General features: G+C 52.5%; 20 protein-coding genes. 12 read left to right on the top strand and 8 right to left on the bottom strand.

What is annotated here, in order from left to right; genetic code table 11:
• Positions 1–147 precede the first annotated feature (147 nt).
• From H6F91_RS23425 to H6F91_RS23410, 4 genes are all read right to left on the bottom strand, one after another.
• Positions 148–690 (bottom strand): adenylate kinase, encoded by a 543-nt coding sequence (locus H6F91_RS23425; protein ID WP_190771745.1) that lies wholly within the window; start codon positions 688–690, stop codon positions 148–150.
• 85 nt (positions 691–775) lie between these two features.
• Complete coding sequence (cmoB, locus tag H6F91_RS23420) at positions 776–1,756, bottom strand: tRNA 5-methoxyuridine(34)/uridine 5-oxyacetic acid(34) synthase CmoB (RefSeq protein ID WP_190771746.1); 981 nt, start codon at positions 1,754–1,756, stop codon at positions 776–778.
• A 36-nt stretch (positions 1,757–1,792) separates the two neighbouring features.
• Positions 1,793–2,572 carry a carboxy-S-adenosyl-L-methionine synthase CmoA gene (gene cmoA / locus H6F91_RS23415; protein ID WP_190771747.1) on the bottom strand — a complete coding sequence of 260 codons (780 nt, stop codon included), beginning with the start codon at positions 2,570–2,572 and terminating at the stop codon, positions 1,793–1,795.
• Entirely contained in the window at positions 2,565–3,719 is a 1,155-nt protein-coding gene (locus tag H6F91_RS23410; protein WP_190771748.1) for a U32 family peptidase, read from the bottom strand. Before H6F91_RS23410 ends, cmoA begins: the two co-directional genes overlap by 8 nt.
• 300 nt (positions 3,720–4,019) lie before the next feature.
• On the opposite strand from H6F91_RS23410, the gene H6F91_RS23405 reads away from it, so the two are divergent.
• Positions 4,020–4,760, top strand: a complete 741-nt coding sequence (locus tag H6F91_RS23405; RefSeq protein ID WP_190771749.1) for a hypothetical protein — start codon at positions 4,020–4,022, stop codon at positions 4,758–4,760.
• A 93-nt stretch (positions 4,761–4,853) separates the two neighbouring features.
• Here the strand turns inward: H6F91_RS23405 and H6F91_RS23400 are convergent, their stop codons facing one another.
• Positions 4,854–6,086, bottom strand: a complete 1,233-nt coding sequence (locus H6F91_RS23400) for a U32 family peptidase (RefSeq protein ID WP_190771750.1) — start codon at positions 6,084–6,086, stop codon at positions 4,854–4,856.
• A 419-nt stretch (positions 6,087–6,505) separates the two neighbouring features.
• Between H6F91_RS23400 and H6F91_RS23395 the strand changes: the two genes are divergently transcribed.
• Positions 6,506–9,238, top strand: coding sequence for a diguanylate cyclase (locus tag H6F91_RS23395; protein ID WP_190771751.1), 2,733 nt, complete (start codon positions 6,506–6,508; stop codon positions 9,236–9,238).
• A 273-nt stretch (positions 9,239–9,511) separates the two neighbouring features.
• Complete coding sequence (locus tag H6F91_RS23390) at positions 9,512–12,685, top strand: diguanylate cyclase (protein ID WP_190771752.1); 3,174 nt, start codon at positions 9,512–9,514, stop codon at positions 12,683–12,685.
• A 137-nt stretch (positions 12,686–12,822) separates the two neighbouring features.
• Here H6F91_RS23390 and bchI read toward each other — a convergent pair whose 3' ends face one another.
• Positions 12,823–13,932, bottom strand: a complete 1,110-nt coding sequence (gene bchI / locus H6F91_RS23385) for a magnesium chelatase ATPase subunit I (protein WP_190771753.1) — start codon at positions 13,930–13,932, stop codon at positions 12,823–12,825.
• Positions 13,933–14,346: 414 nt separating this feature from the next.
• Here bchI and dapB point away from each other — a divergent pair, with 414 nt between their 5' ends.
• The 7 genes from dapB (at position 14,347) to H6F91_RS23350 (ending at position 22,281) form a co-directional block, all read left to right on the top strand.
• The gene (dapB, locus tag H6F91_RS23380) at positions 14,347–15,174 is read left to right on the top strand and encodes a 4-hydroxy-tetrahydrodipicolinate reductase (RefSeq protein ID WP_190771754.1); all 828 of its coding nucleotides are present in this window, start codon (positions 14,347–14,349) and stop codon (positions 15,172–15,174) included.
• A 417-nt stretch (positions 15,175–15,591) separates the two neighbouring features.
• Positions 15,592–15,969 carry a rhodanese-like domain-containing protein gene (locus H6F91_RS23375; RefSeq protein WP_190771755.1) on the top strand — a complete coding sequence of 126 codons (378 nt, stop codon included), beginning with the start codon at positions 15,592–15,594 and terminating at the stop codon, positions 15,967–15,969.
• 375 nt (positions 15,970–16,344) lie between these two features.
• A complete protein-coding gene (locus tag H6F91_RS23370) occupies positions 16,345–16,965 on the top strand; it encodes an SLATT domain-containing protein (RefSeq protein ID WP_190771756.1) in 621 nt (206 codons plus the stop codon).
• A gap of 10 nt (positions 16,966–16,975) precedes the next feature.
• Positions 16,976–17,518, top strand: a complete 543-nt coding sequence (locus H6F91_RS23365; protein ID WP_190771757.1) for a DUF3122 domain-containing protein — start codon at positions 16,976–16,978, stop codon at positions 17,516–17,518.
• 119 nt (positions 17,519–17,637) lie between these two features.
• Positions 17,638–18,207, top strand: coding sequence for a CAP family protein (locus H6F91_RS23360; protein ID WP_190771758.1), 570 nt, complete (start codon positions 17,638–17,640; stop codon positions 18,205–18,207).
• A gap of 205 nt (positions 18,208–18,412) precedes the next feature.
• Positions 18,413–21,484, top strand: a complete 3,072-nt coding sequence (locus tag H6F91_RS23355; protein ID WP_190771759.1) for a UPF0182 family protein — start codon at positions 18,413–18,415, stop codon at positions 21,482–21,484.
• A gap of 221 nt (positions 21,485–21,705) precedes the next feature.
• On the top strand, positions 21,706–22,281 hold the full coding sequence (locus H6F91_RS23350) for a Uma2 family endonuclease (RefSeq protein WP_190771760.1): 576 nt from the start codon (positions 21,706–21,708) through the stop codon (positions 22,279–22,281).
• 65 nt (positions 22,282–22,346) lie between these two features.
• Here the strand turns inward: H6F91_RS23350 and H6F91_RS23345 are convergent, their stop codons facing one another.
• Positions 22,347–22,694, bottom strand: a complete 348-nt coding sequence (locus H6F91_RS23345; protein WP_190771761.1) for an SET domain-containing protein — start codon at positions 22,692–22,694, stop codon at positions 22,347–22,349.
• Between the two features lie 326 nt (positions 22,695–23,020).
• Here H6F91_RS23345 and H6F91_RS23340 point away from each other — a divergent pair, with 326 nt between their 5' ends.
• Together H6F91_RS23340 and H6F91_RS23335 are read left to right on the top strand one after the other, a co-directional pair.
• On the top strand, positions 23,021–24,367 hold the full coding sequence (locus tag H6F91_RS23340; protein ID WP_190771762.1) for an aspartate aminotransferase family protein: 1,347 nt from the start codon (positions 23,021–23,023) through the stop codon (positions 24,365–24,367).
• Positions 24,368–24,494: 127 nt separating this feature from the next.
• Positions 24,495–24,749 (top strand): DUF6737 family protein, encoded by a 255-nt coding sequence (locus tag H6F91_RS23335; protein ID WP_190771764.1) that lies wholly within the window; start codon positions 24,495–24,497, stop codon positions 24,747–24,749.
• Positions 24,750–24,884: 135 nt separating this feature from the next.
• Here the strand turns inward: H6F91_RS23335 and H6F91_RS23330 are convergent, their stop codons facing one another.
• Positions 24,885–25,826: a hypothetical protein gene (locus tag H6F91_RS23330; RefSeq protein WP_190771763.1), complete on the bottom strand. Its 942-nt coding sequence runs from the start codon at positions 25,824–25,826 to the stop codon at positions 24,885–24,887.
• Between the last annotated feature and the right edge of the window lie 192 nt (positions 25,827–26,018).

Genomic DNA, 26,018 nt, shown 5'->3' with positions numbered 1-26,018 from the left:
ATTCTCGAAGCCCTATTTGGCGCAGCTTCATATTAAAACGGTATTAGGAGGTTTCTGCATAAGAATTTACTCAGAATGTTGGTGCTTTGCCCGCGAAGCGGGCAAAGCACCAACATTCTGGGGGTAATTTCATTACTGGAAATCTCCTTAACTATCTGTGCCAAAGGACTTGAGCCAGCGTTCGGTTTCGCGGGGCGATCGCAAGCGCACAATCGAAAGATGCGCATACTCAGGGCGTGCTAGTTGTTCGGGATAGGTGCGCCGATGTTTGCTGTGAGTGCGCCAGGCCCAGAAAAGAACAGCATCGCGATCCAACAGAGCCGTGTGTAAATTTTCCCGGTTGCCATTCCACAGTTCTTGCCGAGTTAGTACCCGGCGGGCTGTACGCTTTAGCAGGCGACCCATCACGACCCAGCGGGGATAGTCAAGCCAGACGATGAGATTGGCCCGCGGCCAAATGCGATCGCGCACTTTGCTGTAGTTGCCGTCAATTACCCACTGTTCTCCGGCGATCGCCGTATCCACCCGAGCACGAAAATCTTCTAGCTCTCGGGGTGTCCAATTGGGCAACCAATGGAGCTGATCAAGCTCGATATGCGGTAGTTGCAAACGGCTGGCTAGGGCAGACGCTAAGGTACTTTTTCCACTTCCCGATGTACCCACAATAGAGATACGCCACGGTGGTGCCATGTTTTTGTGAATGACAGTTACGTGTGCAAATTGCTACAACCTTCTACATGAAATGTCAGGCTGATTTCTAGCGGCTCCCAGGTATCTACTTTTGAGCGCGCACATAATAGCGCCAGGGGGCTGGGTAGCCTTCGCAGGTGCGGGCGGGATCGGTTGGGTCAAGGAAGTCAGATAGGCTGCTGAGATCGGCCCAGGGGGTACGGCGTTGTTCCTCCGTAGAAAGTGGTTCAGCAAAGAAGCAATGAATCTGAGAAAAACCAGCGCGGGCCATCCAGTTTTCCAGGCAGGATTGGGTGGGGAGGAACCAGATGCCTCGGGCCTGGGCGTAGCGTTTGCGGGGAGTTAGGGCAACCGGCTCCTCGCCAGGGATGCCCTGACAATCAATAATAATTTCGCCGCCAGGCGCAAGAGCTTCTCGCAACTTGAGCAGCAGACCGACGGGATCGGCATGATGGTAGAGAATGCCCAGGCAGAAAATGGTGTCGAAGAAGCTGGGGTAGAGGTGCATGTGCTCCACGCCTAGCAGTTCAAATGTGAGGGCAGGATGACGGATCAGGTTTTGAATCAGTTGGAAATTCCAAAAGTGTTTGGCGACTGGTTCAAACCCAATAACGCGGGCAGGGTTCTGGTGCGCCATGCGAAACATGAAATAGCCGTTGTGACAGCCAATGTCCGCCACCGTGCGGCCCTCTAAGGGCTGGATATGCGGCAAAATACGTTCCCATTTCCAATCTGATCGCCACTCTGCATCGATGTCTACACCAAACAAGTCAAACGGCCCCTTCTTCCAGGGGCAAAAGGTTTTGAGCGTTTGCATCCAGCGTTGAGCTTGCTCCTCGCTCAGGTCGCTAGCTCGGCCTACCTTCACCACTGGCCCCGAAACATCGTACCAATCAGTTGTAATGTCCCGGACAGACTTTACGGCTTCCCAGTAGGGTTCAACGCGTTCTTCCCAGATGCGAGAGGTTCGATCGCCCCTTACTCCCAAAATCGCCGCTCGCTCTACCTGAGCATCAAAATCCTCCAGGTAATCAGGGGCCGAGAAGGCGATCGCATCACGTTCCATGCATAAACCTCTAAATGGGAAGTTCGATTTTCGGCCTTAGTTGGGGCCAGATTTCAAAGCAACGATCGTCACAAAATTGTGTAACTTAATCAGGGTATCAATTTGCCCAAAGCCTGCATTATGGAGCATCTCAACTTGTTGAGCTTCTGTCAGGGGAATGAGGACTTGTTCCAACGCTTCTTTTTTTCGCTCAATTTCGTTGTGGGCGTAGCCATTGCGGGCTTTGAAGGCTTCGTAATGATGGGTCATCGTTTCCTGAAAACGAGGATAAGGGGATTTGACCTTTTCACTCAAGAACATTAAGCCGCCCGGAACGAGACCATCGTAAACGGTCTGTACGACTCGCTGGCGCTGAGAAATGGGAAGAAATTGCAGGGTGTAGTTGAGCACGACCACGCTGCTGTTGTGGAAAGAGGCGTTTTCAGCGCGATCGCACACCCATTCCACCTGATGCCGCTCGGGTAGGTTTGCCAGCTTCTCCCGAGCCTTATCTAACATTGGTTGAGAATTATCAATGCCGACCAGCGTTGCCGATTCTTGGAGAAATCGTCCCAATAACTCCAGAAACGTCCCCGTTGAACAGCCCACGTCAATAATGCGCGTACCGGGTTGGTAATAAGCCCGTGCCCAATGTACCGCGCAGGCCATGACCTCCCGGTATAGGGGTACCGAGCGTGACACCATATTGTCAAAAATACGGGCCACCTCTTCGTTAAACACAAAGGGTTTGGGCCAGGGCTCCTTATCAAACAGCGTGTCTTGAGCCGGGTTCAGATACAGCTCAGGGTGAAACCAATCATCAGAATAATCAGCCATCGGATGCCACCAACAAGGAACCAGGAACACCACGTTTGACCCAATCTGCAATCAAAAGTTGATCGGCCTGGGCTGTTTCAAGGGCTTGACCATCTAAAGTGCGGAAGTGGTCGGGCAGGGGAAGGGGGTCTCCAGTAGGAGAAATGAGTTTCAGGGAGGTGCTGAAGGGGAAGGGGTGGAGAACCCGAAAAACGAGAAATTTATTTTTTTCACTGGCGATCGCCTCGGCCAATGCCTGGGGCCGCCAGGGATCGAGCCGCCGGGTTTTCATGCGGGGAATCAGGGCTGTGGTGCGATTGGCATTGAAAAAGGGAGCACGGGTTGGGCGAGGCCAGTGCTGACGCAGAGCAGCCGGATCCGTAACAAGTTGCTGGCAAATCTGATCTACGTGAAGCGCCGCATCGCCACTGGGTTGTAGGGAGCGCAAGTCGAGCCGAATGGTATGCATCCCCGCCTCTTGCAACGTCGTCAGCCGATCCAGGATGAACTGATCCTTGTCGAGGAACATGAGGGTGCCGTGTGCGGTTTCAAGGGTGGGGAAGGGGCGATCGGGGCTTTCCTCGAAGGCGACGGTAGTGGCGAGGTAAGGGGCGTCTTCCTCAGCGTGAAGCGGGTTTGTGAGGAGCGATCGCGGTGAGTAGAACAATAAAATGGGTCCGGCTCCCAGCACTTCGCAGGCAACGGGTAGCGTGCGGCAGTAGTGAGCCAGAGTGTCTTCGGGTAGTTCGATAGAGAGCACGAGCCGTTCTAAGGAAGAACCCAGTAGTTCGCACCATCCCTGCAAAGCTGACAGGTTATGATTGCCTGTTTCCACGATCAGGTGCAGGGGCATGTGGGGTGCGTGTTCCTGCACCCAGGCAGCAGCTCCCAGGTCGTTCACACGGATGGCGGCAAAGGCTGACAAATCCCAGGTTTTGAGGCGATCGCCCACGGCCTTCCACATACGCTCAGGCATCAAGGCATCCCACACCAGGACGGGGCGCAGGCCTCGTTGCTGCGCGTCCTGGGCAAGTGCCTGAGAATCCGTTTCTGATAGGGTTCCCTGACGAGCCAGCAACTGTGGTTCGATCAGCACTTCCTTCAGGTTAGGGGCGGCAACGCTGCGCTCCAGGTCAGCATTCGAGGCGGCAAAGGTGTTGAATTGCATCGCAGAGGCGGCTGAGGGTCGAGAGACTGTTTAAGGGTGTTTTTGAATGCCAAGTGCACGAAAAAATCACCCTTCCAGGCAGCTTGAAAGCACGTCCTAGTTCCAGTATCGCGTGAGCAAGGTTGCATTTCTTAGCCTTCCTGCGTGAATTGTTGCGCGGCGAAGCCGCGCAACAATTCACGCCCTCAAAAACTAATTCATGCAGAAGGTTTCTCGAAAGAATTCGTATCCGATGGCGATTATTCCTGATCACCCTATGTCAGGCATGGGAAATCAGAAAGACGTATTCCCTGCCGAACTATGGCCACCTTCCGCCCCACTTTTCGTGCGATCGCCATCTACATTAGTCTTGCTTTTCTGGGTTTCATGTTGGCTGTGGGCCTATCCTGGGCTTTTCAGGTAGCAACAGCTCCCAAGCAGCCGCCTCAAGTCAACGCTAAGATTGCTATGCCACCCGAGGTCGATCATTTCCGGGATGGAGTGAATCAGGCCATGCAGGCCGCTCAACAGACGCAAGCGGCCACCACACCCGAGCAGTGGACTCAGGTTGTGGAGCTTTGGGAGGGGGCGATCGCCTCCATGCAGAATGTTCCACTCAACAACGAGAAATATGCAACGGCGCAGCAGAAAGCCGAGGAGTACGAGAAGAATCTGGCTTACGCGCGGCGTAATAGTGGGTTTGTTGCAGCATCGCCCAAGGAGGAGCAATCGCCCGAAGACGCCTCTGACCTCTCGAAAAAGGCAGCTCTGTTACAGATTGGGATGACCTATGACGATGTCATTGAGTTATTGGGGCGCAGACCGGATACCTATGCCGATGATGCCATTCGCCAGGAGTTAGGGCGGCCTGTGTCGGGGGTGAGTTTACTCTCCTTTGACTGGACCAATGATGACCCTGACTGCTATCCGATCTCCGTGGAGTTTGACCCGGAAACCATGACGGTAACGGGTTGGGATGAGGGGACGGCTTGTTTTGGGGCAAGTGGTAATAATCGCCCGTTTGGAAAACCCTGTGCGGGAGCTGAGGTGTGCCGACCTTAGAATCCTTCGGCAAGGTTTATTGTTGCAGGACTTACCTATTCTTGTTGTCTATGGTGTGCGAAGCACGCCCCACACAACAAGAATAGGTAAGTCCTAGGCGATCGCCCCAACCTCTGTTCGAGCTTCTGCGGGAATGGCTTGGCGGATGACCTGGAAGGGGGCGATCGCCACTCCTCCTCCGGGAATCTTGTCTTTCGGGAAACGCACGATGCTTTCCTGTCGGGCTCGACTCTGGGGCTCCCCAATGACCGATTGCATCTGTGAGACGCGCCAGCGTACAGGGTCACCCTGGGGGGGAACAATTTCTATTTCATCATCTAAAGCTAAAGGCTCCACCAGATGAACCACAATGGCATCGCCGGTGGTTTCCATCACCATCCCCAGGTATTGATGGGTGCCGATGTTAATCCCGGCGGCCTGGCTGAAAACCGAATCAGGGCCTGCCGGAGTAGCCAGGGAGCCGGTGAAATAATCGCGATGGGGAACAGAACGCAGTTCAGCAGCAGCCCAATCGAGCAATGCGGCATCAAGGAGCCCGTTCGCGTGGGCATCAATCAGGCGACGATAGACTCGGGAGGCGATCGCCCCATAGAATGACGACTTCATGCGTCCCTCAATCTTGAGGGAGCAGATGCCGTGTTCTACAAACGCACCAATCTGATCAATCCCCCATAGGTCGCGGGATGACATGAAGGGAATTGGGGCGGGGCTGGCGCTCTCGCCAACGAAATAGGGTAAGCGACAGGATTGAATACACCCACCCCGATTGGAATCCCGCCCGGCCGTGAAGTTGGAAATCGTGCAATGGCCAGAGTAGGCCATGCACATGGCCCCATGGGTAAACATCTCGACCTCTAACCCGGTCTGGCGCTGGATTGCCCCGGCCTCGGCAATGCTCAGTTCACGGCCCACAATGAGCCGTTGCACACCAGCCCGCCGCCACACGTTGGCTGCACCGCTATTCAGGCAAGAGGCCTGGGTGGAGAGGTGAATCGCGAGAGACGTGGCTTGCTGAATTTCCCGGATGACTCCCAGATCGGACACAATTACAGCGTCTACCCCAAGGGCTTGCAAGTCTCGGCAGTAATCACCCAAGCCGGCCAGATCGCTGTCATGCAAAAATGCGTTGAGGGCGACATAGACCTTGGCGCTGTGGCGATGGGCGAAGGCGACACCCTGTGCCAAATCTGCCAACGTAAAATTGTCGGCTCGGGCACGTAGTCCATACCGTTCGCCCCCGACATAGACGGCATCAGCCCCGTAAGTTATCACAACTTTCAAACGTTCTAAATTTTTAGCGGGGGCTAGTAGTTCTGGCTTGGCCATCGTTGCAGAAACTCGGGTATGGGTAAAGTTTGAGCCGTCGAAGGGGCACGGCCGAGATATTGATCTTAGGCGATTTCTTTCCTTGTTCCCAAACTGATACCCAGGTTCAATTACCCTAATCAGCGTTGTTCTGGACTTTGTTCTGGACCTATGGAGGGGACGTGATGCAAGGGACAATTTGTGTCCCTTGCATCACGTCCCCTCCACGGGTTGGAAACTCACCGAATCAATGCTGTATCAAGGCATGTCGCTGGTTGTTGTAAGAGTGCTATTAAGCACATCTCTCACAACAGCCAGCCCTGACATCTAGATCTATCTCCAGGCCGGGAATACTAACCATGGAAAGGTGGAGTAGGTTACCGGGTTCATGATGGTGTCAAAACAGCACACGCTTCAGCCATTACTTCAGGGTTTATGACATGGTGCTGCGGCGAGGATATGTATTCCTTCAGCGAACTCTAGGTGTTGTTTCGATGCAGGCGGTTTTGGTAGTGCCGTTTCTGCTACAAGTATTTGGCATTGTGGGATTGGTCGCCTATTTGTCCTACTACAATGGCCAAAAAGCTCTGGAGAAGATGGCTTTTGAGGTGACCGAGGAAGCCTCTGAACGGATTAGCGATCGCCTTCAGGATCAGTTTGAATCGATCCACAAACTTCTGACGCTGAACCAGTACGACATCGAACAGGGCCATCTAGATGTGCACAACCTCGATGAGATGGGGCAACAGTTCTGGCAGCAAACTAAACTCTTCAATGCGACAACTATTTTGAGCTTTACCCGGCCTACCGGAGAATACATCAGTGTTGAGCAAGATCGCAGTGGCTTGATGGCTCCTAAAGATGCCTATGTCTTGTCTCGGTTGTATGGTGCTGCTCCAGGGGCTCGAAACTACTACATCCTGGATGCTCAGACGGGCACTCGCAAATTTCTACGGACCATACATGATTGGGATCCCCGGCAGCAACCGGGTTATCGTCGAGCCCAGGTGAACCATGGGCAAACCTGGACGTCGAGCCCGCCCCACGTGAATCTGTCGATGACGGCCCTGGATGCTACGCTCCCAATCTACCGTCATGGGACGTTTCAAGGGGTGCTGACGGCCCACCTCCTGTTGTCAAATTTGACGAGCTTTTTACAGCAGTTAGCGGCTCAAGAATCCTGGCAGGTGTTTATCCTCGATCGCTCAGGTCATCTGGTTGCTAGCTCCACCGATGAGCCATTGTGGATGAAGCCTGTTGCGGTAGAGGCCCCAACGCCTGATTTGAGAGAGGCCCGCTGGGGCAGCCCCAAACGTACCCCAACCCATGCTGTGGCAGCCCTTCTCCAGAGCCATTGGCCTGATCTGAACCAGATTCAGCAGACTGAGCAGCTACGGCTGCGAGGCGATCGCACACACCAGCAGTTCCGCCCGGCACCCCGCTACTTCTTGCAAGTACAGCCCTATAACGACGGCTATGGACTGGACTGGTTAGTGGTGACAGTGATTCCAGTCTCCGAATTTATGCCTGAGATTCAGGAGAGCATTCGTCATACAGTGTTTGGGTCGTTGCTGGCCCTGTTGGGGGCGATCGCTTTCAGCCTCTATACAACGCGATGGATTACCCGACCCATCTTAAGCCTACGCAATGCGGCTAATCAGATTGCCCAGGGTGAGTATGTTTTAGACATTGCCTCGACCCCAATTTTAGAAGTGCGACAACTGGCGTTTGCGTTCCGCCAGATGGCCAGCCAGCTACAGCTTTCTACCGATGAAATGCAGGCGCTCAATACCGAACTGGTGAGCAGTCGGGGGCAGGTGGAAACGTTTCTCAACGCCATCCCTGTTGGGGTGGTGGTGCAGGCCCCGGATGGTTCTGTAACCTACATGAATCAGGTTGCTCAACGGCTGCTCACCTGCCAATTCCCCTCAGCCACGTCTTTTACTCATCGGCTTTACCGGGAGGGCACCTCGCTCCCCTACCCCGTGGATCGTCTGCCTGGAACGCGGGCATTGCGTGGCGAATACACCATGATCGACGATATTGAACTGGCCCGTAGGGAAGTGCGTCTGGCGATGGAAGTGCGGGCAACCCCAATTTTTGATGGCCAGGGGAGCATTACTCATGCCCTGGTCGTATTTCAAGACATCACAGCTCGGCGGGATGCCGAGCGTATGTTGGCCAGCTACAACCATCGTCTGGAGCAACAGGTACAGCAGCGTACTCTGACGCTAGAGCAGGAGATCCTGGAGCGCCAACAGGCGGAACAAGCACTGCGCCAGAGTGAGACCCGTAATCAAGCCATGCTGATGGCTATTCCCGACTTAATGTTTCGGGTGGATCGTCAGGGGACGTACCTGGGCTATATGCGGAGCAAGAGTGTGACGGATGTTGTGCCCCTGGACATTGACCCCACGGGCCAATCCCTCCTGGCCTGTGTGCCGGCTGAGATGGCGCAACGGCATCTGTATTACATTCAGCGCGCTTTGGAAATGCAAGCGTTACAGGTGTACGAGCAGGAACTCTACATCGACGATCACCTGCGTTGGGAGGAGGTGCGGGTGATGCCCTGCGGCTCGGATGAGGTGCTGTTTCTGGTGCGGGATGTGAGCGATCGCAAGGGTTATGAAACCGAGCTGCGGCAGGCAAATGACCATTTAGAGTATTTGGCTCAAACGGATAGCCTGACTCAAGTTGCGAACCGTCGCCATTTCGATCACTGGTTGGCCCAATCCTGGCAGGAGGCAGACCAGATGCAACAACCTCTGGCTCTGCTTCTGTTTGATGTCGATCAATTCAAGCCCTATAACGACTTCTACGGCCACCAATCAGGGGATTTTTGTCTCATCCAAATTGCCCAGGCCGCCCAGCAAATTATCCGCCATCCTGCCGATCTGGTCGCCCGCTACGGTGGCGAAGAATTTGCCATCATCCTTCCTAATACAGGAATGCAGGGTGCGGTGCGGGTTGCTAAACGCTTGCGAGAGTCTGTGCGTACCCTGGCGGTGCCCCATGCTTGCTCAGAGGTGAGCCCTGTGGTAACTGTCAGTATTGGCATTAGCACCTGCGTTCCCACGCTGCAAACCTCACCCCAGGATCTGATTACTCAAGCCGATCGCGCCCTCTACATAGCTAAACAACAGGGTCGCGATCGCTATATTCTCTCGACTTAACCTTAAAGGGCCTACATTCAATCACCTTGAGACAGACGCATTGTTGTGTGTGATGTGCAAAGCACATCACACACAACAATGCGTCTGTCTTGTTTTTGCTATTGCAACATTCCAACAAAAAGCGAGGGGTTGGGAAACGTTGTGAAAAGATTGCTCTGAGGACAATCCACTGATTTTCCATCTACGTGTCTGGGCATAATGAACCTGAGCATAGAAATAAGGCCCAGTATATTTACAGGCGACGGCAGGATATTGCCTACCCGGTGTTCACCCTTGAAGAACTTGCAGCGCATCCTACTCCAGTACATCACCTACACCGTCCCGCTTCAGACTGTGCTCGTGGTGCCATTCCTGGTACAGGTGATGGGCATAGTGGGGCTGGTGGCTTATGTGTCCTATCGCAATGACCAACAAGCCGTTCAGGCACTCGCCTATGCTCTGACCAATGAGGTCGCCGAGCGGGTGAGCGATCGCCTCAACACTTACCTGCAAGCACCCCACCAATTTCTCACGATGAGCCGCGTTGACCTGGAGCAAGGCTCGCTCTCCCCGGATGACCTGGATGGGTTTGAACGTCGTTTTTATCGGCAGTTGCAAGAACTGGACTGGCTCCGCTCGGTTCATTTCACCAATACCCAAGGAAAATATATTGGCCTCTTTCAAAGAGTTAATCGTCTAGAACGTAGTCCAGGTTCCAGTACCTTATCCCAGGATTCCCAAGTAGTGGCCCGGATGGATACCCCGGCCCCCGGTACTTTGCAGGAGCATGTGATCGATGCCTCCGGGCATCCCGCTCGCAGAATTTACAGGCAGGATCAGTGGGATCCTCGTACCCAGCCCTGGTATCGAACGGCTATGGAGGGTTACGCTGCGGGCTGGACTCCCATTTATTCAGGCTTGGGAGCCTCCATGAGCTCTCTGACGGCAGTTACGCCGGTCTATAAAGGCAACCGCCTGGCCGGGGTATTAGGGGTTGATCTAGAAGTAGAACAGATCAGCTCGTTTCTCAAAGGCTTAAACTTTTCGTCCTCTGGGCAAGTCTTTTTGATGGAGCGATCGGGCAGCTTAATTGCGACTTCAACCCAGGAGGCAACATTTGTGCCTCCGTCCGAAGGTAATCGTACAAGCCTCATGGCTGCTATCGATAGCCCCGATCCCGTCATTCACGGAGCAACCCGACATCTCGTACAACAGTGGGGCAATCTGAACCGCATTCAGAAACCCCAAACATTTACCTTCGCAAGCGATCGCGCTGCTTCCTCTGGCCCCATGCTAGATCGACGCTATTTTGCCCAGGCGTTTCCCTATCGCGATCGCTATGGGCTGGATTGGTTAGTGGTGGTCGTTATTCCCGCCCATGACCTGACAGGTGGCCTTTACGAAAATATTCGTCAAACCGTTATTTGGACGGGGTTTGCATTGTTGGGGGCGATCGCTCTTGGGGTCTGCACGACCCGCTGGATTATGCAGCCCATTCTGGGACTGCGAGACTCGGCTAACCGGATGGCTCAGGGGGAGTTTGACTTAAATGTGCCCTCAACCCCAATTCTAGAGTTACGTCAATTGGCGTTTTCCTTCCGGGAAATGGCGAATCAGGTGCAGTTGTCGCTCTATGAAATGCAAGCCTTAAATGCTGACCTGAACGAAAGCCGAGCCAATCTGGAAAAGTTTCTCGATAGCATTCCCGTAGGGGTGATTGTGCACAACGCGGATGGGGCTGTTGCTTACCTGAACCGGGCAGCTAAGGGGGTGCTGGGGCTCGCCAGTGCCATGGATCCCAGCGCCGAGACTTTTGGGATGGTTTCTCAAAATATTGTTTACGACCTGTACCGGACCAGCAGTCAGCAACTCTACCCTCCTCAAAGTTTGCCGGCCGTACGGGCACTGAAGGGTGAACAGGTTGTAGAAGAGGATGTAGAAATTCATTGGAAAGGGGGTGGTCGCATTCAGGTGGAGGTGCTGGCCACGCCAATTTTGTCGAAAGACGGTCGTATTTCCCACGCCATTGTGGCGCTGCAAGACATTACCACCCGTAAGGAGGCTGCACGGGTTCTGGCGAGCTACAATCGCCGTCTTGAAGAGCAAGTGCAACGGCGTACCCTGGCTCTGGAACAGCAAATTCAGGAACGGCAACAGATTGCTGCCACCTTGCATCAACGGGAAACAACGCTCCGGGCAATTCTCAGTGCAATTCCTGACTTATTAGTGCGCTTAAAGAGCGATGGTACCTACATCGAACGGCTCAGCGATGGAGAAGTAAGGGTTCTGAAGACGGATAGCATGATGCAGGGGCAGAAACTGCATGAATATTTGCCGGTGGCGATCGCCGAATCCCGTCTGAGGCTGATTCAACGGGCGATCGCCACGGGTACGGTACAAATCGATGAATATCAGATTGAGGTTGTGAATGACCGGCGGGATGAAGAGGTTCGCATCGTGAAAACCGCTGAGGATGAGGTGTTAATCATTGTGCGGGATATTAGCGATCGCAAACGCATGGAGAGGGCACTGCAGCAGAGCGAAGCCCATAACCGGGCTATCCTGACGGCGATTCCCGACCTCATGTTTCGCACCCGTCGTGATGGAACGTACCTGGGTTATGTCAAAACTAATGCCCTAACGGATCTCCTCCCCGAGGATTTTGATCCCATCGGCCGGAACTTGTCGGAATCGTTGCCCCCGGATGTGGCTAAGCGGCATCTTCATTACATCACTCAAGCTCTCGATACAGGACAGCTTCAGGTTTATGAGCAGGAGCATTGTATTGAGGGTGGAGTGCAATACGAAGAAGTTCGTATTATGCCCTGTGGCCCGGATGAAGTGCTGTTTTTGATTCGAGATATTGGCGATCGCAAGCGCATTGAACAAGAGCTGCGTTGTGCAAATCTGCGCTTGGAGCAGTTAGCTCAAACGGATGGCCTGACTCAGGTTGCCAACCGTCGCCACTTCGATAGTCGCCTACAACAGGAGTGGCAAACCCTCTCCCAGGAGAAGGAACCCCTTTCCCTCATCCTGTTTGATGTCGACTATTTCAAGTTCTACAACGATGAATATGGTCATCAGGCCGGTGATCTTTGTCTGATCAAAATTGCTGCCGCTGCAGGCCAGATCATTCGGCACCCTACCGATCTGGTCGCTCGTTATGGCGGGGAAGAGTTTGCCATTATTTTGCCGCGCACCGATGTCCCAGGGGCCATCCGTGTAGCCGAACGGCTTCGAGATGCCATTCAACACCTGGCTATTCCCCATGCGCAATCGAAGGTGAGTGCTTCTATCACCGTCAGCATTGGGATCAGCGCCCTTGTCCCAAGTCCTCAGACGAGTCCAGATAATCTTCTAACCCAGGCTGATCAAGCCCTTTACCTGGCCAAACAACAGGGGCGCGATCGCGCGATCGAGTTTCCTCGGTGGGGCGATCGCAATTACCTCAGCCAGCCCAATTTCTAACGCATCGAGGGCTTATACCTAGAAGGTGTTGCCCATACATCTTAAGGGTCATTTTTTCGTGCGAAAGCGCACGAAAAAATGACCCTTTCAACTACACAATCTGGTTAGGATAAATACGGCCAGGGGGCAGGCGATCGCTAGCGAGCTGCTACCCCGTTCTGCACCATTTCCTCAGAAGCCACACCAAACACCTGACCAAATACCTTCTGTACCTTGTAGCCAGAGTCGATCGACTCCAACGGATCCTTCCGCAGGCGGTGACGCAAACACAGCACCACAACCCGATGGATGTCGTCCAACGTTACTTCGGTGCGTCCTTCAAAGGCGGTTAGAGCACGGGCCGCGCGGTTGATCACGATGTCACCCCGCAGTCCATCCACATCCAGATCAGAGCAGATCTGAGAGATTTTCACCCGCAGTTCGTAGTCGATGGTAACGGACTTAAGCCGCTCTTGAGCTTCGACAATGCGCCGCTGCAATTCGTCTTGCTGAGTCTGATATTGAGCCAGGAACGCCTGAGGATTCTGGTCAAATTCTGTGCGCTGTTCCACAATTTGCACGCGTAGAGCAGGCTCTTTCACAGTGCGGATTTCGGCATGCATCCCGAAGCGGTCGAGCAGTTGAGGCCGCAGTTCGCCCTCTTCTGGGTTACCGGAGCCGACCAGCACAAACCGAGCCGGGTGACGAATGGAAATCCCTTCCCGCTCTACGGTGTTCCAACCAGAGGCAGCAGAGTCGAGTAGCACGTCTACCAGGTGGTCATCCAACAGGTTGACCTCGTCCACATAGAGGATGCCACGATTGGCTTTAGCTAGCAGACCAGGCTCAAACGCCTTCACCCCCTCAGATAGGGCTTTTTCAATATCGATGGTGCCGCAAACACGGTCTTCGGTGGCACCCAAGGGAAGGTCAACCATTTGTACTTTACGACGACCCAGGGGTAGCGTTTGGCCCGCCTCCAGGCGTTGCCGTACCTCCTCGCTCATCATTTCCGGATCCGTGGACGAGCTATTGAAGGGGTCGTCAGCTACCACTTCAATTTCGGGAAGTAGATCCGCCAAGGCGCGGATGGTGGTAGATTTGCCGGTGCCGCGATCGCCCATGATCATCACCCCGCCAATCTTCGGGTCGATCACATTCAGCAAGAGGGCCAGTTTCATCTCCTCTTGGCCAACAATTGCTGTGAACGGGAATACGGCCCGACGGGTGCTAGAAGCGTTGTGCCCAGATACAGCGGTGGAAGTCACGAAAGTCCCCAGATACAAACCTTAAACAGCATTTCCCATTGTGCCACAGTGGGGATTCACATCTATAGAGAATGTTGTTTCTGCCAGCAATTCTCAGTATCGGTATCAAAGCCAAGAGTTCACGCCCGTAGGGCGTGAACTCTTGGCTTTGATACCCGAAAACTGCGCGAAGGCGCGCGGTTTTCGGGCCTGTTTTCAAAATGAGAATTGCTGTTGTTTCTGAGTGGTGCGAAACACCACTCAGAAACTAATTAAGATGTGTCACCGTGGGAATTCACATCTGAAGATCCAAACTCCCATTTGGCTCTTCTTGAAATGCGATGGGAGAAGGATTGCTTTTGCATGGACATTGTCCACGCAAAAGCAATCCTTCCCTTATAAAATGCCTCTAGTAATTATGAAGGACTAAGCATTATGCCAACGGAAGCGCCAATCCCCGTCGTCGTCGTTGGGGCGGCAGGCAAGATGGGGCGGGAGGTCGTGAAGGCGGTTTCCCAGGCCAAGGATATGAATTTGGTGGGAGCGGTAGAGCGTGACCCGTCTTTAAATGGTGAGGATGTCGGACTAGTGGCTGGATTGGGCGAACTAGAGATTCCCATCCTCAACGACTTGCAGGCAACCCTGGTGATGGCGACTCAGGAGCGGGGCACACCTGTGATGGTAGATTTTACCCATCCTGATACGGTATATGAGAACGTGCGAGCGGCGATCGCCTACGGAGTCCGTCCCGTTATCGGCACCACTGGCCTCTCAGCCGAACAGGTGCAAGACCTGGCAGAGTTTGCCGACAAGGCCAGCACAGGAGCGGCCATCATTCCTAACTTCTCGATTGGGGTGATTTTGATGCAACAGGCAGCGGTGCAAGCTAGCCGCTACTTTGATCACGTCGAAATTATTGAGTTACACCACAACCAAAAAGCTGATGCACCCAGCGGCACAGCCATTAAAACTGCTCAACTGCTAGAAGAATTTGGCAAGCCCTACAATCCACCCAGCGTAGAGGAGGCAGAAACCTTACCTGGTTCTCGGGGTGGGCAAACTCAGGACGGCATTCGCATCCACAGTATTCGTCTACCGGGTTTGCTGGCTCACCAGGAAGTGATTTTTGGTGCACCGGGGCAAGTTTATACGTTGCGCCATGATACGAGCGATCGCGCTTCCTATATGCCAGGAGTGCTGCTGGCAATTCGGAAAGTTGTTGAGCTGAAGTCTCTCGTCTACGGCCTAGAGCATTTGCTTTAGAGCAATACCTCTTAAGGCTCACAAACAAAACAACCTGTAATTCTTTGTATAAGAGGGGCGGCGAAGCTGCTCCTCTTATACAAAGAATTACAGGTTATTCGATGCACGATTGTAAATATGTCGGATGGGGAGTGGTATGCCATACCGCTCCCCATTTACTTTATGCAACCAGATGGGTATAAGGTTGCTGGCCTTTGGATAGATATAACGGAAAGCTTAAGGGTTTTTAATACAGGGGAAGAGCAGGTCTCGAAGCCTGCAAATGTAATCTCAGCAATGCTCGTGCTTAAGAAATAGAAGCCGGGGCTACAAAGTCAAGACTTTATCCAGCTTCCGTAACATTAATTTGCACCTCTGGTGAACTTTCATTAAGCTGTAGGGAAAAGCTACTCACACTATTTGATCCTCTCTACCTATATGTCACTCCTCGCTGTCTTTGCTGCTGTATCGCCGTCGATTGAGTCCGAGTCGAGTGTCTTTCAGTTAAAGCGCCGCCTTGACTGGGGCGAACCTGCTTTTACAATTATTGATGTCCGCCGTCGCGATGTATTTAATCAAAAGCGCATCATGGGTGCCATTTCGATGCCGCTTGATTCCCTGGTGCAACAGGCTAGTAAGAGTTTGGTAAAAAGTCGCGATATTTATCTTTACGGCGGCACTGATGCCGAGACCACCGAGGGCATCACCAAACTTCAGCAGGCTGGATTTAATCGAGTGACCGAACTGCGGGGTGGTCTAGAAGCCTGGCAGGCTGCGGGTTATCCCATTGAGCGCGTGCCAATGACTGCGCAGTAAAAATGTTTTGGTATTTCCAGTATTTGTAAACCTTTCAGCCTCGACTAGATGATGGAGTTGCCTCAGAAATGGGGCAATTTTTTTAGCGTTTTAATGTTGCGTGCGCTAAGCCAGCAAAATGACAGCAATTCTTATTGTGAGCTTCAAAGCCAAGAGGTCGTGCTCTACGGGCATGACCTCTTGGCTTTGAAGCTCGAAAACTGCTTGCCTCAGGCGAACAGTTTTAACCTGAGTTCGGGTTAAGGGCGGTTTCGAGTGCCGCGCAACGCGCGGCACTCGAAACCGCTCATTTTGGCGTGCGCAAAGCGCACGCCAAAATGAGCGGTTCAGCTTATCCCAAACCGAGGTTTTTTAGGCTGGATTCCCAAATGAGAATTGCTGGCAAAATTAAAACTATTTGGAATTGGATATGATTTTGTCGTACTTCCCTACGGTGTATTGGGAATGCCCACTACAGAAGAAAAGTTCGATTTGCTGCACAAATGGTATAAGCGCATCCGCATAGCCCAGGCGGGGCATTATCAGGATGCACGTCGTCTCAAACAGTTGCATTTGTTACTGGGAATTCCTGTTGTCGTGCTGTCTGCCGTTGTAGGGACAGGGGTTTTTGCTTCCCTGACGGAAGAGAACCTATCGGTCACACTCCGAATTTTTCTGGGATTGACCAGTATTTTGGCAGCCGCGTTAGCCTCACTTCAAACCTTTTTAAACTACGCGGAGCAATCGGCCCGGCATCTAGATGCGGCCACTAAATTGTCAGCCCTAAAGAAAGAAATGGAGGCTAATCTCGTTCTGCTTTCGCCAGAGTCAGAGACCTTCGATGAATTTATTAAGACAACCCATAATAAGTGGGCTGCTGTTACCGCAGAAGCTCCTTTGCTATCTGAAAAAGCTTTTACCCACAATTTTCGGAAAATGGGCGGCGACCAAGCATTTCCTGTAATGAACCCGCATTATTCTGAGGTTACGGATGACTCTAAAACGAAAGAAGTTTGAAGGAATCAGAATGATGCAGCGAATAGCATGGGCGCGAATGAAGCCTTATTTGGGATGGCTTGTTGCGTTGTGCTGCTGGTTTGCCAGCGTGAATGGGGCATTTGCGGCGACTTTGCCGGGGGCGATCGCAACCATTCACACCTATCCCGAAGTGGGTACTCAGGTGATGTATCGCTCTCTGCAAGCCCTACGGGATGCGTCTGATCAATCCTGGCAGACGGTATTCTACAAACGCGTGAAGGATGGGATGGTGCAATCGATTCACCTGCGTCTGGTTGGCTTTCCGGGGGTGACGGAATTGGTGCATCCGCGATCGCTCCAGTTTAGCGATCGCAACGGCCACACATGGGAAGCTCCAGATATCTTTGCAGAATCAAATCTTGACCCTAACCTGGCAACAAATGTCGGTGAGTATGATGTGATACCTGTGGTGCAAGCTTTTGAGACAGGGCGATCGCTCTGGCTCCAGGTATCCGTAACGGGGGGCGAAACCGTCGAGATTCCCGTGCCGCCCTTTGCGGTACGCGAGTGGCAGCAGGTGTTGGATCGGTAGAATGGGGCGATCGCACCATGCGGCTTTCTGCCCAGGGGAACTTCTGTAGCTCGGTTCGCTTCAATGATGTTTAGCGATAGTTGAAAAAGCTGTTCTAAGGTCTTGAAAGGAGGATTCTCATGGGCCAACAAATTGGGGTAAGCCTCGTAGGGCTGGTGGGTGGCATTTTCCTGGGCAGCTTCAGCATTGGGCAGGTGAATGGACAATCTGCGCTTGATCTAGCGACATTTCGCAGTGATGCATTGGCCCAACACAACACCTATCGAGCAAACCATCATGCGCCTGCGTTGACTTCGAGCAATGCTCTCAACACCAGTGCCCAACGCTGGGCCGATCGCCTGGCCGCCACCGGGGAATTTGAACACAGCGGCACGAATGGGGTTGGGGAGAATTTGTACGTCTCCTACACGACGGCATCTTCCATAGACGCGGAAACACTCGCTAACGGGGCCGTTAAGAGTTGGTATGACGAAGTTTCAAAGTACGACTACGGGAATCCAGGCTTTTCCCCTGAGACTGGACACTTCACCCAGGTTGTGTGGAAGGGGAGTACAGAACTTGGCTGTGGTACGGCTCAGGGAACTGCAACCTTAAATGGGACTCGGTACAACGCCTTCTATGTGGTGTGTCAGTATGCTCCCGCCGGTAATGTGCAGGGGCAATTTGCTGAGAACGTATTGCGCCCTTAAAAGCTGTTTGAAAAATTCTTGAGCAGGTTAAATTTTTCTCGCCTTCAGGTGAGAAAAATTTAACCTGCTCATATGGCTTTGGGGAAGAGGCTCGAAGGGCTTCTTCCTCCAAAACTCCATCTATAGGTTTGAAACACCACCTACCTACCCCTCTCCTCCATTCAGTATTAGTCTGAAGGAAAACCCGCCTCCGGACTCACCGCCGATGTCTCGTTCCTCTAAAGCACCCGCCTTTGATAACCGTCGCGATCGCCTTAAAGCCCCAACTAAGATTGATAAGCGCCGGGAGCGCATACGCCTCCTGCTGATTCCCGGCGTCATCGGCATCTTGTTACTGCTAGATGTGCTGACCTCTCTGCTGGCGGAGTCCTTCTGGTTTCAGCAGAACGGGTATGGGCAGATGTTTCGGACACGGGTGCTCACGCAGGGAGGCGTGGGATTTTTGGTTTTTGGGGTTAGTTTGGCGGTGTTGTGGGGGAATTTGGCGATCGCCCATCGTCGCCGTCAGGATGTGGCGGAACGATCGCCAGAGCGAGGGTTGCGGCTGCGTGGACTACTGCCGTTGACTTTTGGGTTTAGCTTGATTGTGAGCCTGTCACTCTTTTATTACGGGCAAATTGCGGCAAGCCACTGGCACCCCCGGTTGGAATTGTCCAGTATGGTGCCTCAGCTCCCGGTACGGGTGCAGCCTACGATTTTTTTGGAGCTAGTGCAGTCGGTAGTGCAGCAGCCGTGGCAATTAGCGACGGTTTTAGGATTAGCAGTCGCCCTCCTGCTCTACCCCAGTATTTTTCTATGGGTTAGTTCTCTGCTCACCAGCCTGGGGTTTGCGTTAGTGCTATCAGAGAATTGGCTGCGAATTTTGCCAGCGTTGAGCCCAGTACCCTTTCGCGAAACGGATCCCGTACTCAACGCCAACTTTAGCTTTTACATTTTTCGGTTACCGTTCTTAGAATTGCTGATTTTTTGGGTGCTGGGGTTGTTGTTTCTCACGACCCTGGCGGTGGCAATGGTATACATGCTGGGTAACAATAGCCTGAGTGATGGCCGTTTCCTGGGGTTTGGAAAAACACAACTGCATCAGCTTTATACGTTATCGGCCCTGACCCTGCTAGCTATTGCCCTGAGCACCTGGACAGATCGCTATGAACTGCTGTTTTCACCGTCCGGGGTAAATTATGGCGCCAGCTTTACGGATGTGAAGGTGCGTCTACCGGCGGCAACGTTTTTGGCGATCGCCACTGCTCTGCTGAGCCTGCTGCTCTTGTTTCATGCCCAACGCATCCAATTAACCCGAATAGAGCCTTTCACGGAACAGAGATTTCGTACAGGGGTTGTGGCCAAATCTCCTTTTTGGCAGGGGATGCGAACTCTGGTGGCGTTGTGGTTAGGATATGTGGGATTAATGGTGATTGCCAATTACCTACTACCTGTGGCGATCCAGAGGATTGTGGTGCAGCCCAACGAATTGACCCTGGAGTTGCCGTTTTTAGAACGAACCATTGCTCTCACGAGACAAGCCTTTGGGCTGGATCAAATCGAAAGTGCGGTGTTTGATCCGCAGACCAACCTGACCCAGGCTGATTTACAAAATAACCTTCTGACCACCGAAAACATTCGTCTGTGGGATACCCGTCCGCTCTTAGAAACCAACCGCCAACTCCAGCGGATTCGCCCTTACTATGAATTCCCCTCGGCGGATATTGATCGTTATGTGCTGCCCAGTGAACAGGATGGAGAGTTGCGATCGCGCCAGGTACTCATCGCTTCGCGGGAGTTGGACTATAACTCCGTGCCAGCCGATGCCCAAACCTGGGTCAACGAACATCTGATTTTTACCCACGGCTACGGCTTCACCCTCAGCCCGGTGAACACGGCCGCGGAAGGGGGCCTGCCCGCCTACTTTGTGGAAGGGGTGGAGCAGAATGTCAGCGACTCGCGCATCCGTGATGTCATTCCCACAGATAATCCACGCATCTACTTTGGGGAGCTAACCAATACCTATGTCATGGCTCCAACGCGGGTTCCGGAGCTAGACTACCCCAGCGGTAGCGAGAACATCTACAACGCCTATGACGGGAGAGCGGGAATTCCCATCGGGTCTTACTGGCGAAGGGTTTTGTATGCCAAGCATATGCGGGATTGGCGTATGTTATTCAGTGCCGATATTACGCCGCAAACGCGGATTCTGTTTCGACGCAACATTGCCGAACGGGTGCGGGCGATCGCCCCTTTCCTCCGCTACGACAACGACCCCTACCCTGTAGTGGTTAACCTGGGAGACTGGCCCGCTCAGAACAGTCCTCAGCCCTTACGAGACGGCCTCGATACCAGCCCCAGCTATCTGTATTGGGTGATGGATGCTTATACAACGAGCGATCGCTTCCCTTACTCGGACCCATTGGGTAACGACTTCAACTACATCCGCAACTCCGTCAAGGTCGTAATGGATGCTTACAATGGTGCGGTCTGGTTCTTCATTGCCGATCCCAACGATCCCATTATTCAGACATGGAATCGATTGTTACCGGGAATGTTCAAGCCTTTAGATGAAATGCCCGCGCCGTTGTTACAACACATTCGCTATCCACAAGATTATTACAACGCTCAGGCAAATCAACTGATGGTCTACCACATGACCGACCCCCAGGTGTTTTATAACCGGGAAGATCAGTGGCGATCGCCCAACGAAATCTACGGTGCTGAGGAACAGCCGGTCAAACCCTACTACCTGATCATGAAACTACCCATTGGTAGCGATGAGGAGTTTCTGCTGTTCAACCCCTTTGCACCAGCCCAGCGTACCAACTTGATCGCCTGGATGGCGGCGCGATCGGACAACCAGAACTACGGCAAAATCTTGCTGTACCGTTTCCCTAAGCAAAAACTCATTTTTGGTACGGAGCAAATTGAAGCCCGAATCAATCAAGATCCGGTTATTTCCCAGCAAATTTCTCTTTGGAACCGACGCGGCTCCCAGGCGATTCAGGGTAACTTGCTCATTATTCCTATCGAAGAATCGCTGCTCTACGTCGAGCCGTTGTACTTACAAGCAGAGCAGAACCAGATCCCAACGCTGGTGCGGGTAATTGTCGCCTACGGTAACCAGATCGTGATGGCTGAAACACTTCAGCAAGCTCTGGACGCCATTTTTACCCGCCCATCGGACAGTGAGACTCCCGCTATTGTGCGCCCCTTGGAGAATACTCTGGGTGAAAACGACACCTCTGATATTGGTGATCCGGCTGAAACGATTCCGGGGCCAGCAACGCCTTAATTGGCTCAGACTCAAGGGGGCTTTCACCCCCCTTCCCTCAAAGAAATAGGATAACCTGAGTTCGGGTTAAGGACGTTTTCGAGTGCCGCGCGTTGCGCGGCACTCGAAAACGCTCATTTTGGCGTGCGCTTTGCGCACGCCAAAATGAGCACTTCAGCTTATCCCGAACTGAGGTTAGGATACTGATAGAAATAGGTTGTGAGTGGGCGCGATCGCACAAAATGACGGCCTTAACCCTAAAACTGGATTCTATTGTGCGGTTAACTGACGAGCAGTTTTATCAACTGTGTCAGGATAACCCTGAGTTGAAGCTGGAACGCACCGCCACAGGAGCATTGGTGATTATGTCGCCAACGGGAGGTGAAACCGGAAAACGTAACTCTGACCTCAACTTGGAGTTGGGTCTCTGGAATCGACGGACATGGCTCGGAGTCGTTTTTGATTCCTCCACAGGTTTCAAGTTGCCGAATGGAGCAGATCGCTCTCCCGATGCCGCCTGGATTTCCCAGGAACGCTGGGATAGGCTGACCCCTGAGCAACGCAAACGCTTTTTGCCCCTCTGCCCAGATTTTCTCATTGAATTGCTGTCCCCAACGGACACGTGGGAAGCGGGTGAGGCCAAGATGCGCGAGTATCAGGAAAATGGCAACGCTTTAGGATGGTTGATCGATCCGGCAACACGGAGGGTTGCAATCTATCGCCTTGGCCAACCCATGGAAATTCTTGAATCTCCTGCAAGTCTCTCTGGAGAAGACGTTCTACCTGAGTTTGTTCTAGATTTGCAACGCATCTGGTGATGATTAAACGGAATTGCCTCAGTACAACGTGCTGAGGCAATTCCGTTTAATCATTGCGGAAAAAATCATTCCGATTGCACCGGCATCTGTACCCATCCAACACAATGTTCAGAACCACAAGTGCATTTGAAATTCCAAGGTGATGCGGGTAATGGGTGTTTTAAGTAATTGAAAGTGATTTCTTCATCTAAATGAATATCCCGTGTGGCTTCTAACATCCCATTGTCGTTAAAGTACCCACTGGCATTGCAGGAATGATTGCTCATATGCATCGGCATCACTTCCTGTGACCAGTAATCGAACGGATAAATCTCCTCACCTTGCTTGAATTCACGAGATGCAAACAAACCTGAACCGGTTTGTTCATCAATATCTTTGACGTAAAAATCTTTGGATTCTGTTGATAACAACATTTCGGCGGGTGTCGCTTTTGCAGGTGGCCTTCCCGGGGAACGGCATCGGACGATCCATTCTAGTATGGCATCCACTTAGATAACTGGAAGTGGAGCGTTAACGCTCCACTTCCAGTTATCTAAGTGCGTTGAATATTAACAGTTTGGATGACCTGTAAAGGTTTACAAACCAATCTCACTCCCAACACCAGCAGCGATTTTCTCAGGGGTAGAATGACGATACCCGCCCTAGTTATTTGATCAGGAACGGGTTGTGGGCGGCCCACGGCTGCTCTTTCTGCGGTATTTAGCCAACCATAAAATTAAAGTAATTGGATTAGCCTCTTATGGTGCAAGATCTGACTCGCCCAACCTCCCCTGCCATTACACGGGAAGATCTCGAAGCTTTTTGGATGCCGTTTACGGCAAATCGCCAATTCAAATCCAAGCCTCGCCTGTTTGAGTCTGCCAAGGATATGCACTACACCACGGTAGATGGCCGACAGGTGTTAGACGCAACGGCGGGTTTGTGGTGCGTGAATGCAGGCCACTGTCGTCCCAAAATCGTCGAAGCCGTAAGTCAGCAGGTTGCCACCCTGGACTATGCTCCCGCTTTCCAGATGGGGCACCCCAAAGCCTTTGAACTGGCAGATCGGTTGGTAAAAGAGTTGCCCGAGGGCTATGACCATGTGTTCTATGCCAACTCCGGTTCAGAGGCGGTCGAGTCGGCGTTGAAGATTGCGATCGCCTACCACCGTGCCCGAGGCGAAGGCACCCGCCAACGTCTCATCGGTCGGGAACGAGGCTACCACGGTGTGAACTTCGGCGGCATTTCCGTGGGCGGTATCCCTACTGTACGGAAGTTTTTCGGCAGCCTACTTACAGGGGTTGATCATCTACCCCACACCTTTAACCTGGAGCACCAGGCGTTCAGCAAGGGCCAACCCGAGTGGGGCGCACATTTGGCTGATGACCTGGAACGCATCGTTGCCCTCCATGACGCCAGCAACATTGCAGCCGTGATTGTAGAGCCTGTGGCAGGTTCGACTGGGGTACTGATTCCGCCGAAGGGTTATCTGCAACGGCTGCGGCAAATCTGCGACAAGTATGGCATTCTGCTGATTTTTGACGAAGTCATTACTGGGTTTGGTCGCTTGGGGGCCAGCTTCGCAACAGAATATTTTGATGTGAAGCCAGACCTGATTACTGTGGCGAAGGGGATTACCAACGGCACGGTTCCCATGGGTGCCGTGTTTGCTCGTAAAGGCATCTACGACACCTTTATGAATGGCCCAGACAGTGCGATCGAGCTGTTTCATGGCTATACCTACTCCGGGCATCCGTTAGCCTGTGCAGCGGCTCTAGCCACGCTGGATATCTATGAGGAAGAGGGGTTATACCAGCGGGCCAATGACTTGGCGGGCTACTGGGAGGAGGCATTGCATTCCTTGAAGGATCTGCCCCACGTGATTGATGTTCGTAACCTGGGTCTGGTGGCAGGTATTGAACTGGCATCTATTCCCGGCAAACCGACGGAACGGGCCTTTGACTGCTTCATCCGTGCTTTTGAAAAGGGTCTGCTAATCCGTACAACGGGAGACATCATTGCCCTCTCGCCCCCACTGATCATCGAAAAACACCACATTGATCAAATGGTGGAAATGCTGGCGGATATTATTCGTACCGCTGCTTAGCAGGGACTAAGAAACCCGGTGTTTGTAGAAACACCGGGTTTCTGGAATCCAAAGGGTGGTGGTTGGAGGCGCGATCGCTCTCTCCAACCACCCCACTTCAAAACCACCGACACAAAATCAAACCAACATGGCTGAATCAAAAACAGTATGGGATTACAAGCCCTGGTGGTGCCAGCCCTGGTCTATTCTCCTGACAGGACTTAGCCTGATTACAGGTAGCTGGTTTTTCTTCAAACTGATCTGGCTCACCCTTCTAGTTGCCATTCCCGTCCTAGCCTGGATGGGATTTTTCCTGCTGGTCTATCCACAAGCCGTTGCTAAAAGCGGTCTGCTTAATGAGTTAAATCAACCCCAGGAAACGGAGCCTACAGCAGAGGGATAAGTGCACAGCAAGCAAACTCAGTAGATCACAACTATGCTCCAGAACCCAGAGGGAGGACGTGTCGCGCCCTCTGGGTCCTGGAGCGTTTTGGATGGGCTTTGCACGCTCAAAATGCTCGTTTGCGATCGGCTGAAACTACTCGTCGTCTTTAAGGCAGTTGATCATTTCTTTGGCAATGGTACGATTCTTCCAGTAATCCACATGGGCATTCAAGACCCACCAGGTTTTAACTGGAATATCCTTCAGCTTACATTCGTCATTTTGCTCCCTGTTCAGTGCAAACAACCGTTCCAGGGGATAGGCAATGGGATCATTCTTATCCCAAAAATTAAACCAGATACGGCCCTTCTCCCGCACAGGGTTGTAAACCGTCTGGAAGGGGTTTCCTCCTGCCCACAGAGAGCCCTTTCTCATAAAGAACAGGGCGATGGGCGAACCCATCGAAAAGAAGTGCCGAAAACTGCTCTGTAAAAGAGGAAGTTGTTTGCTGGCCTCCCTCGCCGCATCCATCTTTCTATCGGTGAGATGCTTATCCTCAGGTCGCTTTTGCTCATCTGGACAGGGAACGAACAACTCTGAGCCGTTAGGGTTGAAGAGATGGAAGAGGTAGTCAAAGGCGATAATGGTTCCGAGAGAGTGGGCAACAATGCTGTAAGTTGCGCCTTCTTCCAAAAGCTGCTGAAAGGATTTACCCGCTTCCTGGTATGACCAAATTTGCTCCCAAACTGTGCGACGAATAAAGTTCACATCCTCAGACACGTAGGCAGCAACATCCCCAATAAAAAACGTCATGAATTCCCGAAGGCGATCCATGGGACCAGACATGGCTGGTTTAAAGGTAGACATCTCGGGTTTTAAGTCAGGAAAGGCTAGATCAAACAATGTTTGTTCTGCCTTCTGAAGTTGATCAACATGCCAAACAACTTCAATTTTTCCGAACTGCTCTTCAAATACATCTTTGGGCTTTCCAGATTGTTTCATCAGAAGTTCCCAAAGCTGGCTGTAACCCAAGCAAGAAGCATCCTGATTTTTGAGTTGACCAATTCCATGAATGAAGATGAGGTAGTGCTTCGACATTTGTTTGCGGGGGGGCTTAATGTGTTGTCGTTTCCTACAAGGTGTATTTTGTTTTCTCCGGGATTTTAAGACAATACTCCAGCCCTTTCAAGGTGCTTTTTTATCTTTTTTAGATTTCGATTCACTCAGCAATCGAGCAGTGGAGACATGAGGTTTGTCTTTTTGCCGTTCGGGTTTTGGAACTTTCTTTTT

It is taken from the genome of Leptolyngbya sp. FACHB-8 (assembly GCF_014695575.1).
In the GTDB taxonomy this organism is placed as follows: Bacteria; Cyanobacteriota; Cyanobacteriia; order Elainellales; family Elainellaceae; genus Vacuolonema.
The sequence above is the reverse complement of the archived record's forward strand: the minus strand, read 5'-3'. Positions and strand labels throughout refer to the sequence as shown.